Origin of the sequence: Oceanobacillus sp. CFH 90083, assembly GCF_009389585.1 — a bacterium.
GTDB lineage: Bacteria > Bacillota > Bacilli > Bacillales > Amphibacillaceae > Oceanobacillus.
In genome coordinates, this window is sequence record NZ_VIYG01000008.1 from 107,552 (window position 1) to 125,306 (window position 17,755).

At 38.6% G+C, this 17,755-nt stretch carries 16 protein-coding genes; 13 read left to right on the top strand and 3 right to left on the bottom strand.

What is annotated here, in order from left to right; genetic code table 11:
- Positions 1-303 precede the first annotated feature (303 nt).
- The 3 genes from ade to FLK20_RS13695 form a co-directional block, all read right to left on the bottom strand.
- Positions 304-2,070 carry an adenine deaminase gene (gene ade / locus FLK20_RS13685; protein ID WP_152657154.1) on the bottom strand — a complete coding sequence of 589 codons (1,767 nt, stop codon included), beginning with the start codon at positions 2,068-2,070 and terminating at the stop codon, positions 304-306.
- Positions 2,071-2,094: 24 nt separating this feature from the next.
- A complete protein-coding gene (locus FLK20_RS13690) occupies positions 2,095-3,408 on the bottom strand; it encodes an NCS2 family permease (RefSeq protein WP_227995053.1) in 1,314 nt (437 codons plus the stop codon).
- A 317-nt stretch (positions 3,409-3,725) separates the two neighbouring features.
- Positions 3,726-5,141 (bottom strand): YfcC family protein, encoded by a 1,416-nt coding sequence (locus FLK20_RS13695; protein WP_152657155.1) that lies wholly within the window; start codon positions 5,139-5,141, stop codon positions 3,726-3,728.
- 265 nt (positions 5,142-5,406) lie between these two features.
- Between FLK20_RS13695 and FLK20_RS13700 the strand changes: the two genes are divergently transcribed.
- The 13 genes from FLK20_RS13700 (at position 5,407) to FLK20_RS13760 (ending at position 17,740) form a co-directional block, all read left to right on the top strand.
- Positions 5,407-6,531 carry a M20 peptidase aminoacylase family protein gene (locus FLK20_RS13700; protein ID WP_152657156.1) on the top strand — a complete coding sequence of 375 codons (1,125 nt, stop codon included), beginning with the start codon at positions 5,407-5,409 and terminating at the stop codon, positions 6,529-6,531.
- A gap of 844 nt (positions 6,532-7,375) precedes the next feature.
- Positions 7,376-8,476, top strand: a complete 1,101-nt coding sequence (locus FLK20_RS13705) for an AAA family ATPase (RefSeq protein WP_152657157.1) — start codon at positions 7,376-7,378, stop codon at positions 8,474-8,476.
- A 106-nt stretch (positions 8,477-8,582) separates the two neighbouring features.
- Positions 8,583-9,770: a TadA family conjugal transfer-associated ATPase gene (locus FLK20_RS13710; protein WP_227995059.1), complete on the top strand. Its 1,188-nt coding sequence runs from the start codon at positions 8,583-8,585 to the stop codon at positions 9,768-9,770.
- Positions 9,771-9,788: 18 nt separating this feature from the next.
- Complete coding sequence (locus FLK20_RS13715; RefSeq protein WP_152657159.1) at positions 9,789-10,718, top strand: type II secretion system F family protein; 930 nt, start codon at positions 9,789-9,791, stop codon at positions 10,716-10,718.
- A gap of 30 nt (positions 10,719-10,748) precedes the next feature.
- Positions 10,749-11,615 (top strand): type II secretion system F family protein, encoded by an 867-nt coding sequence (locus tag FLK20_RS13720; protein ID WP_152657160.1) that lies wholly within the window; start codon positions 10,749-10,751, stop codon positions 11,613-11,615.
- Positions 11,616-11,639: 24 nt separating this feature from the next.
- Complete coding sequence (locus FLK20_RS13725; protein WP_152657161.1) at positions 11,640-11,816, top strand: Flp1 family type IVb pilin; 177 nt, start codon at positions 11,640-11,642, stop codon at positions 11,814-11,816.
- A 165-nt stretch (positions 11,817-11,981) separates the two neighbouring features.
- Entirely contained in the window at positions 11,982-12,638 is a 657-nt protein-coding gene (locus FLK20_RS13730) for a DUF4352 domain-containing protein (protein WP_152657162.1), read from the top strand.
- 47 nt (positions 12,639-12,685) lie between these two features.
- A complete protein-coding gene (locus tag FLK20_RS13735) occupies positions 12,686-13,318 on the top strand; it encodes a TadE/TadG family type IV pilus assembly protein (RefSeq protein WP_152657163.1) in 633 nt (210 codons plus the stop codon).
- Complete coding sequence (locus tag FLK20_RS13740; protein WP_152657164.1) at positions 13,275-15,464, top strand: hypothetical protein; 2,190 nt, start codon at positions 13,275-13,277, stop codon at positions 15,462-15,464. Before FLK20_RS13735 ends, FLK20_RS13740 begins: the two co-directional genes overlap by 44 nt.
- A 42-nt stretch (positions 15,465-15,506) precedes the next feature.
- Entirely contained in the window at positions 15,507-16,088 is a 582-nt protein-coding gene (locus FLK20_RS13745) for a DUF4352 domain-containing protein (RefSeq protein WP_152657165.1), read from the top strand.
- Between the two features lie 101 nt (positions 16,089-16,189).
- The gene (locus FLK20_RS13750) at positions 16,190-16,576 is read left to right on the top strand and encodes an outer membrane protein assembly factor BamD (protein WP_152657166.1); all 387 of its coding nucleotides are present in this window, start codon (positions 16,190-16,192) and stop codon (positions 16,574-16,576) included.
- A gap of 34 nt (positions 16,577-16,610) precedes the next feature.
- Positions 16,611-17,201 (top strand): TadE/TadG family type IV pilus assembly protein, encoded by a 591-nt coding sequence (locus FLK20_RS13755; protein ID WP_194165628.1) that lies wholly within the window; start codon positions 16,611-16,613, stop codon positions 17,199-17,201.
- A gap of 20 nt (positions 17,202-17,221) precedes the next feature.
- Positions 17,222-17,740: an A24 family peptidase gene (locus FLK20_RS13760; protein ID WP_152657168.1), complete on the top strand. Its 519-nt coding sequence runs from the start codon at positions 17,222-17,224 to the stop codon at positions 17,738-17,740.
- Positions 17,741-17,755 lie beyond the last annotated feature (15 nt).

The window sequence follows — 17,755 nt, forward strand, 5'->3', positions numbered from 1 at the left end:
CTCTTTATATGGAAGATAGGATTCCAGGAACAACTATCTGCTGTATAGAGAGCTTTTAATTACTTGCTCCAAAATTTATTCAGCTTTTGTGTTTGTACTTGGCTCATCCATGTCTGATTTTATTACGGGAGAAACGATTAATGTTAATGGAGGTATTTATATAAATTAAGCAGTGAATGGTTGTTTATAGAATTTCTGTGATCAGAATATAGCCCTTCAAAAAGCTTTGCATCAAACTTTTTGAAGGGCTATATAAATGCAGTTTCTAGCTTGAATTATCTTAGCAATTTAATTAGACACTAGTTACCCCTTTACAAACAAAGGAAGCAACTCCTGATGATACACATCAACTAAACCTACATCAGATATACGAATTTCAGGTATTACAGTTAGTGTGAGCGATGAAAAGGCCATTGCAGGAGAGCGTCTTCCTACTTTTACTCCCATGGATTTCGCCATCTCATTAAAATGATCTACTTTTACAGCGATTTCCTCTACCGGTTCCGGTGACATCAAGCCTGCTAATGGAAGGTCTAGTTGTGCCTGTACTTCTGTATCCTTTACAAGACAGAGTCCTCCGCCGGACTTCTCAAGTTGTTTGACAGCAATTAGCATATCCTTTGCATTTGTGCCGGCTACCACTAAGTTATGACTGTCATGAGCAATCGTTGTTGCATATGCTCCATGACGAAGCCCGGAATTTTTAATGACCCCTACAAATGGTTTTTTATTTTGACCGTGTCTGCCGATGACACTTACAAATGCATAATTATCAGGCAATTCCTGAATCATGCCGTTTACCACGTCAACATCTACGGTTCCTTTTGCGGTTGTCCCATTAAGCTGCATCTCCATGGTATTTAAGGTTGCAGAGCCTGTTTCAAAAGGTGCCTTAATCCATAAATCTTCCTCTGTTAACGCTGGAATTTGTACGGTATTTCTTAGTAATGGAGGTACACTGCTTGTAATTTTCTCCGTCAGTTCTCCATTTGCCACCATTTGCTTTCCTTCTACAAACACATCTGTGACATCCATCTTTTCTATAGAATCAACTAGCGAAAAATCAGCGCGATATCCGGCAGCAATTGCTCCGCGGTCTCTTAACCCATAGCGTATTGCACCGTTCAATGATGCATAACGAATTGCTAAAGGTGCCGGGATGCCTTCTTCGATACAACGTCTGACAACACGGTTCATTTGACCATTTTTTAACATATCATTTGGTTCTACATCATCCGTACACATGGCGATATTGCTGACATAAGGTACTTCTTTCCAGGCTTCTGCCGCAATATCAGCAAATTGGCTGATGCTCGATTCCCGGATATAAATAAGCATTCCAGCTCGCAGCTTTTCTAAAATTTCATCGGTTGCCCGGCTTTCATGGTCAGAATCCACTCCGGCTGCTAAGTAAGCAGCAAGGTCACTGCCATATACTCTTGGCAGGTGACCTTCATTTCGCACGCCTGCTTCTAATCCTTTTTGAACAATCCCGGCCATTCTTGGGTGCTGCTTGATGACACCAACATAGTCCATTAATTCAGCAATGCCGACGACATTAGGTAAATGCAGCATTTCTTCAATATCCTCCGGGTGAAACTCAGCTCCCGCTGTTTCTAAATCAGGAACTGCAGGTACACAAGACGGAATAGTAGTAAGAATATCTACAGGTAAATCCTTACTCGCATCTATCATGTATTTTACCCCTTCTATACCCATTACATTTCCGATTTCATGTGGATCAATGACAGCGACGGTTGTCCCATGTCTGAGGACTGCCCGGGCAAACATGTCTGGCGTAATCATTGTACTTTCAATATGAACGTGACAATCGATTAATCCCGGAATCGCATATTTCCCTTTCGCATCAAATTCCTTATCTCCGTTTATCTGGAAAGAAGGCTTATTATCCTTATACGGTGCTACAGCTGCAAAGCGGTTTTCTTTCACACCAATGTCTGCTTTGTATATTTCTGCAGTAAATACATTCACCAGATTTGCTTCACGTATGACTATATCCATATTTGTATCGCCTCTTGCTGCAGATACAATTTGTTCTCTTGTAAACAAACGATAACCTCCCAAAATAATAGATTAATTTGCTAACGATATGAAATATAAAACTAACGGTATCAATAAAATATATAAACCCCAATGTAATTCTCTGTGTCTTCCGGAAAGAAGTTTAAGTATAACAAAGATGATAATTCCGGCAGCAATTCCATTTCCGAAGTTAAAGGTAAAGATAGTTATAACGATCGTCATAAATGCCGGCAAAGATTCCGTTATATCACTGAAATCTATATTGCGTACAGCGGACAGCATTGTCAAGCCAACTAATATTAAGGCTGGAGCAGTAGCTTCTGTAGGTATAATCATAATAATTGGCGTAATAAATAACGTTAATAAGAATAAGATTCCTGTAGTAACTGAAGTTAATCCAGTTCGTCCACCTGCTTCTACTCCAGCCGCTGATTCAACATACGTTGTCATGACTGGTACAGAGAACAGAGAACCAAGCACCGTACCACCAGCATCGACAGAAAAAGGTTTATCAATATTTGGGAGATTTCCGTTCTTATCCAGCATGTTTCCTTTACTGCCAACACCCAGCATTGTACCTAAGCTGGAGAAAAAATCCGGTATAAAAAAAGCCAGGATTAATGGAAAGTATGCCCATTTTAATGCTCCCATAATATCTAGTTCAAACGCAATTGGAGCGACACTTTCCGGTAAAGAAAAAATCTTATCCGGGATCGTTGTAACTCCCATCGGTATACCAATAATTGTGACAATGACCATACCAATTAATAAATGGCCGCGAACGTTCCGTGCCAGCAGCACACTCATAATTAAAAATCCGATTAAGGCTAAAATCGCATTTGGTGATCCAATATCCCCAAGCTGAAGTGCATTGGCATCTTCGCTTGCTACAACAAGGCCAGCATTACGAAATCCGATTAAGGCAATAAATAAACCTACACCTGCACCAATGGATAGTTTAATTGCAGGAGGCATTAATTTTACAATAAGCTGTCGCAGCCCTAATACTGTAAATAGAACAAATATCACCCCAGAAATAAAAACCATTCCCATGCCCACTTGCCATGGAATTCCTTCTGCAGCAGCCAGGGTTATAGCGAGAAAGGCTACAGACCCGAGACCTGGCGCAAGTGCAAAAGGTCTGTTACTGTAGAGCCCCATTATTATTGTAATGATACCAGTCATCAGAATAACGGAAACCGTCACAGGACCTTTTGGCATTCCTGCTTCCTCTAACATTCCTGGTACTATAATCAATACGTACAACATTGTCATAAACACAGTTAGTCCTGCTATAAACTCTGTACGGACATTTGTTTGATTAGCATCTAATTTAAATAATTTTTCTGTCATTTTGCCTTTCAACCGATAAACTCCTCTCTTGGTGCACTTACTTATTCGTGAAATCCGAACGTTTTATGTTTGGAACTGTTTCTTTGTCCGTGATTCATAAAATTAATTTATCAATATAATATACTGTTGTCAATATAATTTTCACTATGTCTCCCTTGCTATATGGATTTCTAAATGATTGAAAAATTTTTTTCTAAAGTGCATCCTTTTTAATAGAAGACATAGCAAATGAAGATACCCTCATGTTTTACAAAAATAAAGCGAGGAGAGCTATACTTCAGCAGATCTCCTCGCTTTACATATTATTTATTTAAAAAATCTCCACTTAATCACATTGGTCCCCAATTAATCAGAACCGTAATCACTATAAAGATAATACCAATAATATACCAAATCCCCACAAGCGGCAGTGCAAACTTCAACCACTTCGCCCAAGGAATCCCGGCGATTGCCAGATTCGCCATTAATACACCGGACAGCGGCGTAATAATATTCGTAAATCCGTCCCCAAGTGTATAAGCCTGTACAGCAACCTGACGCGGAATATCCATTAGATCAGCAAGCGGCGTCATAATTGGCATAACAATGGCCGCCTGACCGCTTCCAGAAGTAACGACGAGGTTAAATAGACCATTCCCAATAAACATCGCAATTGCCCCCATTACACTGGAAAAAGGTTCTAAAGCAATAGCCATTCCATGTACAACGGTATCAAGCACCTGTCCATTTTCCAGAATGACAACAATCGAACGGGCCATACCGATAATTAAAGCGCCATACAGTACTCTTTTTGCACCGTTCATAAACTCTTCCACCATCTGGTTAGCACCTATTTTGGCAATAAGTGAGGTAACAACTGCCAATGCAACAAAAATACCAGCCATTTGATTGATATCCCAACCCCATTCGAAAACGCCATAAACATAAATAGCAATACCAGCTATCAGTACGAGTAATACAGCGAGATGTGTCGGCGTTAACTTTCCATCAGCGTCATCCATGGAATTTTCCTCAATTCTCGGAAAGGGATTCCCGCTCAGAATACTTTTTTGCGGGTCATTTTTAACACGGTTGGCATACCAGATAATATAGGCAATGGTTGCACCGACAACAATGACATACAGAATAATTCTTAAGGCGAGCCCTGAAAATAGTGGGAGCTGTGCAATTTGCTGTGCAAAACCTGTTGTTTGCGGGTCTAAGAATCCGATTGCAAAACCAGAGTATGCTCCTAAATAAATAATTGAGACGCCGACAATAGCATCCATCTTCATCGCTCTTGCTAGAATAATTCCAATTGGGATAAATGCAATGGAAGCGTTGGCGATAATTCCGAGTCCGCCAAAAATTGAAAAGAGACCAGCGACCATTAAAATTAAGAGCCATTCTCGATTTTGTGTACGCTTAATTGTTTTGAGAATAAGGTTATCAATTGCACCTGTTTTTTCAATAACAGCGAAAGTTCCTCCGATAGTCAGTACGAGAAAAATTAGCCCTGCACCGCCAATCAGTCCTTCTTGAATTGAGCTGAATAAATCAATAAAGTTGACCGGTTGCTGATCTATTTGACTATAGCTGTCCGGGACAATGACATCAATTCCATCTTCCGTTGCTTCTCTTTCGTAACTACCTGCGGGAATGATATATGTAAGAATTGCTGCAAGTAATAAAATGATAAATAAGATCACATATGCATCAGGAAGTTGAAATTTCTTTTTTTGCCTAGTTCTTTCTTCTTGTGGCATAGAATCCTTCTTTCTTTGAAAATCTTAAACTTGAAATTGATTATATAAGAGTTTATACTTCAAATCAATATGAAATAATAAGAATACTTAAAAAAATGTAAACTATTTCCTTGGTTTTTGGCAGGGAAATAATATGTAAGAAGAAAGGTGGCTAGAGGTAAAAACAGAGCATCAGTAGATTAGATAATCAGCTATTTTATGAGGAAATTGGTCATGTTTCTGATAAAAAATACAGGGCTTATTCAATAAAGGATGGGAAAGACAAATGGGGAAAAATATAGAAAAAAGTGTACTGGAAACTTTCGGGCATTTACATACACATGCAGAAATCAGCTGGGAAGAAGTAGAGACTACGAAATATATAAAAGAACAATTAGAAGCAGCAGGCTGTGAAACAATCACATTTCCGGATCACACTGGTGTGATTGGAAAGCTTGGAAGCTTTGATAAAGGGCTGCCGGTAGTTGGTGTCCGTGCAGACATGGATGCACTCTGGCAGGAAGTGAATGGTAAATTTCAGCCAAACCATTCCTGCGGACATGATGCGCATATGTCCATGGTATTAGGTGTGCTGTGGACATTACAGCAAATGCCGGAAATACAAGATAAAGTAGCGATTAAGTTTATTTATCAGCCGGCGGAGGAAGAAGGCAGCGGTGCGCTGAAAATGGTAGAAGAGCATGCTGTAGAAGATGTCGATTATCTGTTTGGCGTCCATCTCAGACCGAAGCAGGAAGTAGCGGCAGGGCAAGCCGCTCCAGTTATTGTCCATGGTGCAACCACAACATATGAGGCTATCATTAAAGGAGAGGATGCACATGGTGCACGTCCGCATTTGAATGACAATGCAATCGAGATTGGCATGCAAATTGTCAATATGCTGGGGCAAATTCATATGGACCCGAGAGTACCCCACTCAGCAAAAATGACGAAATTCCAGGCAGGAGCGAAAAGCTCGAATATTATCCCGGGCAATGCATCCTTCAGTTTGGATTTACGTGCGCAATCCAATGAAGTGATGGGGCTTCTGGTGAAAAAAGTAGATGGTATTCTGGAGTCTGTGCGAAACCTTTATGATGTGGACATTGATGTGATTGACTTTCATGGCGTACCGGCTGCGGAAACAAATGAGGAAGCAACAAGCTTTATGCGTACAGCGGTGACAGAGGTACTTGGTGAAGAGAATATTGTAGAGCCTCTCTTGACGCCTGGTGGAGATGACTTTCATTTTTATACGGTAAAAAAGCCGGGATTAAAAGCCACCATGCTGGGGTTGGGCTGTGATTTAGGACCTGGATTACATCACCCTGAGATGACCTTTGATAAAGATGCACTTGTCACAGGAGTGGATATTTTAACAAAAGCAGTTTTGAATGTGTATCAAATTTAATAGGAAGATAGATTATTAGATGTGAGGATAGCCAGTTTTTACTGTATTTGCAGGAAGAGCTGGCTTCTTAGGTTGGGTATAAAAGGATTTTCGTGAGATATTAACATGTGGATAACTGTGTATAGAGCAAAAACCTGAGTGCCCAAAACTATAACGTGTGAGTGCCCTGTGATAAAGAAAACTTGCTGACTGGAAAGCAGGCAGGAACAGACAGAAGTATAGTCGGGATTGGGACTGGGGTTGCGATTATTCACCCCATGGAAAGCGTTGCACTTATGCCTGTGGTGAAAGTCAACATAGATTCGTTAACCTGCCATATTTTTTACTGGAAAAGCAGAAGCAATGAATTCTAGTACGATTTTAAATCTATTATATAGATTAATTGGAATATAAATCCAATAATAAGTGGGTATTTAACCGTGCTAAACACCCTTGTGGTTTGACATGTTTTGTACCTATATATACTGTTTTTTAATAAAGGTTATCAAAAGAGCAAGACCGTTTCAGTAGGAACAGTTTTTCCGAAACTGTCATTTTTGCTCTGCTTTTTGAACTACTTTTTCGTATTTTTTGATCCTTCATTCCTTCGTAGATCTACCATTTTCTTAACAAAAACCACTATATCAAGCTTCTTCAAAATGGGTTTAATTCTTATCGTTTATTTTTAACAATGTTCGTATGAAAAGCTATTTAAGAGAGCCGGAAGTAGGTATCCTGTATTCAAAATAAATGCACATTCCAAAAATAGGAGCAATTAACTGTTTTTCTCTTAAAAGGTTAACAATATATAAGATATTTAGTATTCTTAATAAAAAATAAAGTAAGCAGAGAAAAGGTGAGCAAGATGCTTAAAATTAATCTCGTACTGTATACTTCCGATCAATCTTATGCTGAATATTTTTCCAGTTATGTTAGAAACCCTGAGAACGGGATGAGATTTTCGGCGAAAATATATACAGATTCTGAGGCGTTTCGTAGGCATATCCGTAACCAAAAGCAACATATTTTGTTAACAGATATGCGGGTGACGGAGGAGGACGGCGCCAATTTTGATATGGTTATTCGTCTATCGGATGGTCAGGAGGCGACTCAAGGCGAGACAAGTATTTTTAAATATCAGCCATTAAAGGAATCATTGTCTCAGGTGCTGGCGATATATCTCGAAGCAAATGGCAAGATTCGTACATTAATGAATAAGAAACAAAAAGAGAAAGTGATCAGCTTCTATAGCGGGAGTGCTGGATCAGGCAAGACACTAACTTCTCTTTGTCTGGCAAAATATTTGACACAGCAGGGTAAACGAACCTTCTATCTTAATTTAGAACAAATACATAGCACTTATTTATTTTTTCAGGAAGAGAAGGAGTCTTCTGTGGAAGTATTCTATTATCTGAAAAATAATATGAATAAATTAGTAGCAAAAGTTGAATCATTAAAATCTACCGACAGCTTAACAAACATTGATTATTTTTCCTTACCGGTCTTACCGGAGGAAATGGACCATATCACGGGTGAGGAAGTAGAATTACTCATTCAAGCCCTAAAGGATTCGCAAAGTTATGACTATATCATTGTTGATCTGGACGATTCTTTACATGAGAGGAACCAGGCTGCCATGCGGATCAGTGATGAGATTGTGTGGTTATTAAGCTCTGATCAGAATAGCTTTGCCAGATCACAATATAAATTGAATCAAAATATCCTGGACAAGCATATTGATAACAATAGGCTTCATTTTGTGTTGAATAAAGTTGGATCGAGCCCATTTGCCGGATTTAATAGCTATAACTTCAGTATTGAAATACATATTCCATTTCATTCGCACTGGCTGTTGGAAAATGAACAGACCAAGATGTTGGAAGATACCATTATCGGTGAGAAGTTATTCCAATCCGTTGCAGGGGAGATGGACATCGATATGGAGGTGTCTCTCGTTGAAGGTTAGTAATCAAGAGCAGCAGAATAATCAACAAATAGAAGAGAAGGCTGCACAGACAGAGGATGAAATAACTGCTTTATTGATTGAAAAATTGCGTGAGGTTTTAGACTTTATGCATTCCACCACGAATGAAGAGCTTTTGGAAATGGTGGAAGATACCGTCATAGAGTATGCGAAGGAGCATCAGATGACTTCGCAAATGATCAAGCGTATTGTCGATAGGATGTATCATGCTTTTCGCGGGCTGGGCGTGTTACAGCCCATCCTGGATGATCCCACGATTACAGAGATTATGATCAATAATCATGAGGAAATTTTTATTGAGCGGGATGGTCAAGTTTCCAATGCAAATGTCAAATTTGAAAGCCGGCAGAAGCTGGAGGATACGATTCAGACCATTGTATCAAAGGTAAACCGGGTGGTAAATGAGTCAAGCCCTATTGTAGATGCAAGGCTGGAGGACGGCTCTCGTGTAAATGTCGTCCTGCCCCCGATTGCATTGAAAGGGCCGGCTATGACAATCCGTAAGTTCCCGGAACGTCCATTAATGATTGAGGATTTGATCCGATTTGGTGCCCTTGATGAAGAGGTTGCCGATTTTCTGCAACAGTTAGTGGAAGCCAGGTACAATATTTTCATTGGCGGAGGAACTGGTTCAGGAAAAACAACCTTCTTGAATGTTTTATCAAATTTCATCCCGAAAGATGAGCGGTTGATTTCTATTGAAGATTCCGCTGAATTGCAAATTGTCAATATTCCCAATCTTGTTAGTTTGGAGACAAGGAATAAAAACACGGAAGGAAAAGGAGAAGTTACGATTCGTGACTTAATCAAGGCGTCATTGCGGATGAGGCCGTCACGTATCATTGTCGGTGAGGTTCGCGGTGCAGAGGCGTTGGACATGCTGCAGGCTATGAACACTGGTCACGATGGGTCCTTATCCACTGGTCATGCAAACTCAATTAATGATATGTTAAGCCGCTTAGAGACAATGGTACTTAGTGGTGCCGAATTACCGATTGATGTGATTCGGAAACAAATCAGTTCTGCGATTGATATCATGGTGCACTTAACAAGGTTTCGTGATCATTCCAGAAGAGTCGTACAGATCTCGGAAGTGTTAGGGATGGAGAATGGTGAAATTATTACCGCCCCCCTTTACGTGTTTGAAGAGGAAGGTGAAGACTACCGCGGTAAAATTATCGGTAAACTGAAAAAGACAGAGCATGCTTTGCAGTCTGTCAACAAATTGAAGTTAGCAGGCAAGAATGACGTGGTGGAGCAGTTTGCCAAAGCGTAATGGAAAGTGGGTCAAAGGATGAATATTGAACAAATAATTGGCTCTGTTGTAATTGTTATCCTGATAGGTGTCTTAGTGGGACGTCGTGTAATCAAAGGGAGAAAGACCAGACAGCTGGAAAGGGAACTGGAGAAGAAAGAAGGAGAAATAAGAGAGAAGAGTATAGCAGCGATTCGGAAGCGAAATATCGGTGGAGAGACACTGGTTGACTATGCTGTTTATGAGATGAATTTTCAAGAGAAGGTGAAGTATTCCCTTATCGCGGGTATTGTGATTTTCGGTATTTCTTATCTTTTCTATGATCATCTCATTATTTCGTTCATAGCGGCGTGTTTCGGGATATTTTATCCGAGATTTAAGAAAAAGGATTTAAGAAATAAACGTAAGGATGAACTCAGCTTGCAATTTAAAGAGGCTATTTCTTCTCTCGCCTCCTCTTTAGCGGCAGGGCAGTCGATTGAGAATGCCTTCCGTGATGTATTAAGGGACTTGAAGCTCCTTTATCCAGATGAAAATACTTACATCATTAAGGAATTTCAGCTGATTAATCGGAGAATAGAAAATGGAGAGATTGTCGAACGGGCTATTGCAGATTTTGCCAATCGTTCAGACGTTGATGATATTAAAAATTTCTCTGACGTATTTATCACTTGTAAACGTACAGGGGGCGACTTAGTAGAGATTATTAAACGAACGGCTGATATCATTACCGATAAAATTGAGATACAGCAGGATATCAAAGTTTTGGTTTCTCAGAAGAAGTTTGAATCGAAAATAATGGCGGTTGCCCCCTTGGGTATTACCTTATTTCTGAAAATGTCATCGCCAGATTTTGTAGCCCCTCTATATGAATTCGGTACACCTGGTCCTGTTATTATGACTGTCGTATTGATCTGTGTAGGCTGCAGTTTGTTAATCAGCCAGAAAATCATGGATATTAAGGTTTAGCGGTAAGCAGATAAGGAAGGAGCAGCGATTATGACATTGAAAATCATTATTCTCGTCATTGTAGTAGTGACGCTATTTGGCGTAATAAGGAACAAAAGGGTCTACTCTGCTTTTATTGAGCAATATAAAGATGAAATTACTTTACCAGTCTTAGCGCCGTTTGCTTTTGGAATTATTGATCGATTGAACCTATATAAGCGGATGCCGAAATTAATCAATGCTATCCACCAGAAAATGATTATTCTGCGGGGAAGTAAACTATCCGGAGATTTCACGAAGATTTATTTAGCAAAGATGATTACCTTAATTAACCTGATGCTCTTTTTTACCTTTGTTTTAGTAGAGATCAGTGATGAGGGAAACAGCAATCTGATTTATGGATTCCTCTTGATGATAGTAGTAAGCGTCTTTCTGGTGAAGGATTTGGATAAAAAAGTGAAGCAAAGGAAGGATTCGATTATTATTGAACTCCCGGAATTCGTCAATAAAATTATCCTACTGGTAAATGCGGGTGAAACGGTTCAGGGAGCGATGAAGAAAAGTGTCGATCAGAAGAAGAATCAGATTTATGATTCTCCATTATATTTTGAGCTGAATGAGGCTGTGAATAAGATGTCTGCAAACACCTCTTTCCAGGAGGTTATGAAGGATCTCAATTACCGCTGTGGTATTCAGGAAGTGTCAATTTTTACGACGACCGTGATGATGAATTACCGTAAAGGCGGAGCACTGCTGGTGCAATCATTAAATGAATTATCTGTATCACTATGGGACAAACGAAAAACTGTTACAAGGATAAAAGGTGAGGAAGCATCATCTAAGCTGGTATTTCCAATTATTTTTATATTTGCCGCAGTTCTTCTGATTGTTATATATCCTGCAATAGCAGTATTTTAAGAAAAAGAAAAGGAGAGATTTATGATGGAACAGTTAACAACATTTTTAAAAAATTTCTGGAATGATGAGGAAGGGTTGGAAACAATCGAAATCCTGTTGATTTTATCTGTACTTATTGTTATTGCAATTATGTTTAAAGATAAAATTATGGAATGGGCAAATAAATTATTTAACGATATTGATACTGAAATTATGAACTAATTTAAGTGGAGACTAGCTTGGTTGAACAAGTTTTTTCAATCAAGCTATGTGCTTTCCATAGGGGACACTTTTCTATAAAGATAAGTCATTTTACCATCGAAAATAATAAGCTGAAAAGAAATTTGAATTAGCTACATATGAATTTCTGAGGAGGACCGACCCATAATGATTAAAAATAAACGAATATCTGTTCTATTATTGTTAATCGCAGGTTTGCTGCTGGCAGCTTGTTCAAATGACAATGAACAAACGGAAGAGTCAGAGCCGGCTGATACAGAGCAAACCGAAACAGATACCTCGGAGGAGGGTGCGGAATCAGAATCAGCTGATGAAGCCGCTACAGAAGAAGAGGATGAATCATCCAGTAATGATGCGTATATCGAACATCAGCTTGGATTGAATATCGGTGACACAGCAACCGTTGTAAGCTCATCGGAGAAGTATAAGTATGAAGTGACAGTGAATGAGTTACAATTTCAAGATGAACTTGGAAATGTTCCATCATACGACAACAAATTTCTGATTGCTAATGTAACGGTAAAAAATATTGATGATAGATCCTTTAGTGCCTCTGCTATTTTTGAACCGGGCGTTGGAGTACAAGGATCTAATGAGTATAAACCGCCTGTAGATGCTGAAATTCTTCAAAACGTTTCCGGGATAGAACTATTTGAAGGAGAATTAGCTCCTGAAGACTCTATCACAGGAGATTATGTATTTCGTATAGAGGAAGCAGATAATTATAATCTGGCATTTGGTATTGAATCCGATCAAATTACCACTCGTGCAGAATGGGAATTCAGTGCAAAGGAAATACAATAAATAAATGTTAATCATTGATTAACATTTGCATGAAGGGAGCAACTAATATGAAGCCCTTTATCAAGGAAGAGCGGGGAAGCTTTACGATTGAATCTACCCTCGTTTTTCCGGCTCTTTTAATCTTTACCCTAATCGGAGTTTTCTTCTGTATTATTATTTTTCAAATGGGAACAGCAGGTTATATGGCACATAAGGTTTCTAGTGAACTTGCTTATACATGGAATAACTCATATAAAGACATAAAAACTGGGGACTTCGAGAAATCCAGGTACACGGGGTTAGAGGGAGAGCATGCTGGAGACAGTTTATACTGGCGAGTAACTGACAACGATATTTTAGGTTTTTTTAATTTGAGTGGTTTTAGTGGTGAAAGTTTAATAGAAAAAAAAATGGATAAGTCACTAGTATACGATGGTTCTATTTCTCTCAATGTAAATTATAACAATATTTTAATATACAGTGAGGTAGAAGTAAAAGCTGAATCTAGCTTATTTATTCCTTCTTTTCTAAAAAATATGATTGGCAGCAAGGTCCAGGCAACATCCAGCCATGTGGTTACTGAAACTCCTGAATTAGTTAGGACAGCTAATTTTGCCAAGTATTTATGGAGTGAGTTTGGCAAAGGCGGAGCAGTAGGTGATGCAGTTAATTCCATTAAGAAGTTCTTTGGTGGTGAATAATTTGAAAAAGAAAATAAAACGGTTGTTTTTTAAGGATAATGGATCTGTTTCGATTTATGCCATTATGATTATCTTGCCTATTTTTTTGCTGAATGCACTGCTAATCGATACGCTGCGTATCCTCAGTGCTGAACGTCAAATTGATAGTGCAATGGAGACTGCATTACGTTCTACGATGTCACAGTTTAGTTCTGACTTGGCAGGTGTCGGCTTATTTGCATATGGTGGGGAGGATGCGGGAGCTGATTTTACTACATATATGAATAATCAGTTTTATTCTTCCTCTGACCTGAGTGGTACACAGAATTTATCCAGACCAACGATTACCAATGCAACAGCCAGCTTTGATACGTCAAGAAATCTGGTTGATTATAATGTTTTCAGGCATCAGATTGTGGAGAGCATGAAGTACCAGGCGCCGGTACAAATGGGGACAGATTTATTTGAGTTACTGACAAATAATGATATTTCGTTAGAAGATGTGGAAAAAGCAGAAGAACTAGTGAAAAACTATGAAGAGATTCTGGATTTAATGAAAAAACGAAATGCAGAAATTGATAAAGCAATTGAACAGTTAACTCCTTATAATAAACTGATTAAAGCTGATATCGAAGCAGAGGTTATTGGTAAGAAAGTAACTTCAGATGAAGAAGCCATACCTGAAAACCTCGAAACGTTTCAACAGCTTGTTTTCTACCTTGACAGGTATCAGGAATTAAAGGAAAAAAAAGAAAGTGAAGAAGAATTAACCTCTGATGAAGAACAGGAAATAACAAACTATGAAGATGGAGTAAAAGCAAAACCCTATAAAAGTGTGATTGATATAGAAATGTATCATACAGGCATACCTGAGCATCTAGTAGGTTCTAATAGAGATACAAGTAATCCGGCAAGTGGCACAGCCAAAGATTATAATGATCAGATTAATGAATTAATGGGAGATAGCGAATCATTAGAAGAGTTAGAGGAGTTTACATTAAACGATGAATTTTTTACCACTATCCTGGATAATGAGGGTCAAATCTATGAAGATATACGATTTGACAAATCTTTAGAAGGAAGTCCGAACCAAGATAACTTGGGGACATTCAGTGTGGGTCAATTATTTTTAGCATTTTATGTAGCGATAGAAGGCGGCAATAAAGAGCTTGCCGATGCAATCATCCAGTCGATAGAAAGTAAATTAGGTAATCTGGAAAAAAAGCAAGTGAAAAAAATAGAAGACGAAATGCAAAAATATGATAAGGTGAAAAAAGCATTGGAGAATGTGGATATTAAAGCGGAAGAGGAAGCAGCAGATGAAAGCTTTGGCAGTTTATGGGCGGAATTGAACAAGTACAATGATATTAAAAATCAAATATCAGGTGATAATCAATTGTATGCCGAGCTAGATAGTATTGTCACAGAGTATAACGGAGTCACAGGTCAAGGTGGAGATGCTGAAGAGCCCAGCCGCTTACAATTTATTGAAGACGCATTTACGCGATTTAAAGAATTTGTTGAATTTATGCAAGGTTTTCCTACCTCTGTTCGTAATGAATTGTATATTAATGAATATATAATGGCGAATTATGGATCGAAGGAGCCTTATAAATTAGCTAGTGCGGAATCTTATGCATTTTCTACCAAGAAAGCACAATATATCACTTATGGTTATAATATAGCTGGCATGAATTATTTTATGTTTTTAAAGGACATTGCATTGATTTTATTTGTGGGCAACCTGATTGGACAAGCTGTACAAGGTGGTTTCGCCGGACCATTAGGTTTTTTTAAAGCATTAGGCACGGCGTTAGCAACTACAGCCAATGATTTAATACAACTCACCAATACTTCTAAACTGGATTGGAATCCTTTTTCAGCGTTTGGGGGGAAAGCTATACCAATGAATATGTCAATGTTTCTGAGAATTATTATGGCAATGAAGTCTACAAGTGAGCCTTACAATAATGAAAAGATAAGAAGATTACAAGCCGTAATAACAAGGGAAACAGATGTCAGGCTGGATACTAGCCCATCTTATATTGAGGGGAATGTAGAAGGCAGAATCAAGCTATGGTTTATACCGCAATTAGCCGAGGTGTTGCCAGGTAAAGTAGAGGGAAACTACTATATCTTTGATAGTCGAAAAGTATATTCATATTAGAGGATGTTCAAAACACGTACTATTAACTGGGAGGAATGACCAATGAAGAAACTATTTATTTTATTATTTGCCGTTTTGTTACTGGCAGCGTGCAGTGATGATGGGGAAGCCACAGAAAACAATGAAGAAGCAGCTAACGGTACGACAGAGGAAACGGAATCAGATCCAAACACTTCGGAAGAGGACGAAAATAAAAAAGTGTATCAGATTGGTGAAACAGCAGTCATTACAAGTGATTTGTATGAATTTGATTATCAGGTAACTGTTAATGACTTTTATTTTGCAGACGAAGTAAATGGAAAAACAATGGAAGATGTCATGACTAGTCAAGATGATGATTATACGCTGGCAGTCGTTGATGTAACGATTAAAAACATTAGCGATGAATCCTATATTCCACACCAAATGTTCTCTGCAAATTTATCAGGTATAGATGAGCAGGGAGGAGATACGTCTTATGATGAGTTCTTTCCTGAAGGGGATGAAGAATTGGCACCTGGTGAAGAAGTACAAGGTCATGTAGTGTATGTTGAAATGAGAGATTATCATGACAAATTCGCTTTTAAATATGAAGCTATGTCAGATCAGGAAGTCATTTTTGAATTACCAAACCCGGAAAAATAAATGATGAATCAGGTGAGGAGAAATCACTTCTCCTCACAAATAATCTCCATTATATTCAGATGGCAATGGTTATTTTGATAAAAAAATAGGAGTTGCTAAGGTTGAAAAAATCATTCATGATATTAGGCGCTTGCTTTCTATTACTTGCCGGATGCGGTAATAGTGAGACAAAATCTGAAGGCGACAGTCAGCCGCAAATGTATATAGAAGACTTAGACCAGGAAAAAGCAAAAGAAGCCATTGTAGAAGAGGCGCTGAACATGAACTTTTCCGGGGAAGCATATCAAGCAAGTGATATCGTTCATATAGAGGTCTGTGAGGCATTACATATAGATCATAAAAGCGATGGATTTACAGGGAAATTTATTACGTTTTTTGAAACAAGTGATGGAAATCACAAGGAGCACTTTTTAATTAATGATCAATATGAAATAGAAAAAATAGCTAATTATGACAGGATTCCCGATCGATGTGTGAACATTGACTAAGGCAGGTCCTAAAAGATGAAATGAGGGAGTTATGTTGAGATTTCTAAAAAAAGATAATGGAAGCATTACAGTGGAAGCAGCATTAATCATCCCTCTTTTGCTAACTTTTATACTATTTCTGACTTCATTAGTGAAAATATCAATCGCAGAAATGGCCTTACAAGAAGCTGTAAACGAGACAGCACAGTCTGTAGCACACTATTCTTATTTAGCGATGCTGGCTCAAAACCAAATTCAAAATCAGACAGATGGATTTGTTGATTCATTAACAGATAATGCTGCTGGTAAGCTTGGAAATGATGAAGTAGCTGAATATATTTTAAACAAATTAGGTGAGGTGGGGAAAGATGTCATCCCTACATCTGGAGAAGCACTTAACCATTTCTCTGATAGTATGTATCAAGATATTGTAAAAGGAATGTACCAGGAAAATGTGCCCTCTTCAAGCTTTTTCAGCCCGGAGAATATTCGTGTAACTAATTCTTCCTTCCCGCATGGGACAAGCGGGGATGCCGCAGATGTCAGGATTGAAGCAGAGAATACGATGCAAATGGTGCTTCCCTTCTTTGAGAAAGAGATCAAAATTAAGAAGGTGGCAGTGGAGCGTGGCTGGGTTGGAAATTAGGAAGGAAGGTGATCTGAACATTGCAGGGAAATTTTATTTTATTAATTATCTTTCTGCTCGTAGTAGCTTATTTCGATATCAGTAAACAGCGGATTCCCAATTGGCTTAATGTAACAGGGATTTTGGCAGGTATTTTATATCACTTATTTATACATCAAATCGACGGTTTATTGCAATCTGTGTTCGGAGTGCTGGCCGGCGGCGGGATTATGCTTGTGTTATATATATTTAAAGCAATCGGTGCAGGCGATGTAAAACTGTTTGCAGCGATTGGTGCGATTACAGGGGTGCTGTTCACCTTATATGCTACGATGTATTCGATTGTTTTTGCCGGTATTATTGGCGTTATTATTTTATTATTCACCAAAACGATTTTTATTAACATGCTGTTGGCTTTTATACATATCAAGGAGAGCATCCAGAAGCGGTCATTAACACCGTTAGAGTCGTTTAAAAAAAATGTGTCTAACCGTTTTCCGTTTATATATGCAGTTGTACCTGGTGTAATTACTGCATTTTATTATATGTATATCGCTTAAGGTGCGTGTTCAAAA

Bases quoted from the DNA above. Each gene is read 5' to 3' on its own strand.
- FLK20_RS13715 (WP_152657159.1), top strand. From the start codon at position 9,789: ATGAATATTGAACAAATAATTGGCTCTGTTGTAATTGTTATCCTGATA.
- FLK20_RS13710 (WP_227995059.1), top strand. From the start codon at position 8,583: ATGCATTCCACCACGAATGAAGAGCTTTTGGAAATGGTGGAAGATACC.
- FLK20_RS13720 (WP_152657160.1), top strand. From the start codon at position 10,749: ATGACATTGAAAATCATTATTCTCGTCATTGTAGTAGTGACGCTATTT.
- FLK20_RS13700 (WP_152657156.1), top strand. From the start codon at position 5,407: ATGGGGAAAAATATAGAAAAAAGTGTACTGGAAACTTTCGGGCATTTA.
- FLK20_RS13725 (WP_152657161.1), top strand. From the start codon at position 11,640: ATGGAACAGTTAACAACATTTTTAAAAAATTTCTGGAATGATGAGGAA.
- FLK20_RS13745 (WP_152657165.1), top strand. From the start codon at position 15,507: ATGAAGAAACTATTTATTTTATTATTTGCCGTTTTGTTACTGGCAGCG.
- FLK20_RS13730 (WP_152657162.1), top strand. From the start codon at position 11,982: ATGATTAAAAATAAACGAATATCTGTTCTATTATTGTTAATCGCAGGT.
- FLK20_RS13695 (WP_152657155.1), bottom strand. From the start codon at position 5,141: ATGCCACAAGAAGAAAGAACTAGGCAAAAAAAGAAATTTCAACTTCCT.
- FLK20_RS13735 (WP_152657163.1), top strand. From the start codon at position 12,686: ATGAAGCCCTTTATCAAGGAAGAGCGGGGAAGCTTTACGATTGAATCT.
- FLK20_RS13705 (WP_152657157.1), top strand. From the start codon at position 7,376: ATGCTTAAAATTAATCTCGTACTGTATACTTCCGATCAATCTTATGCT.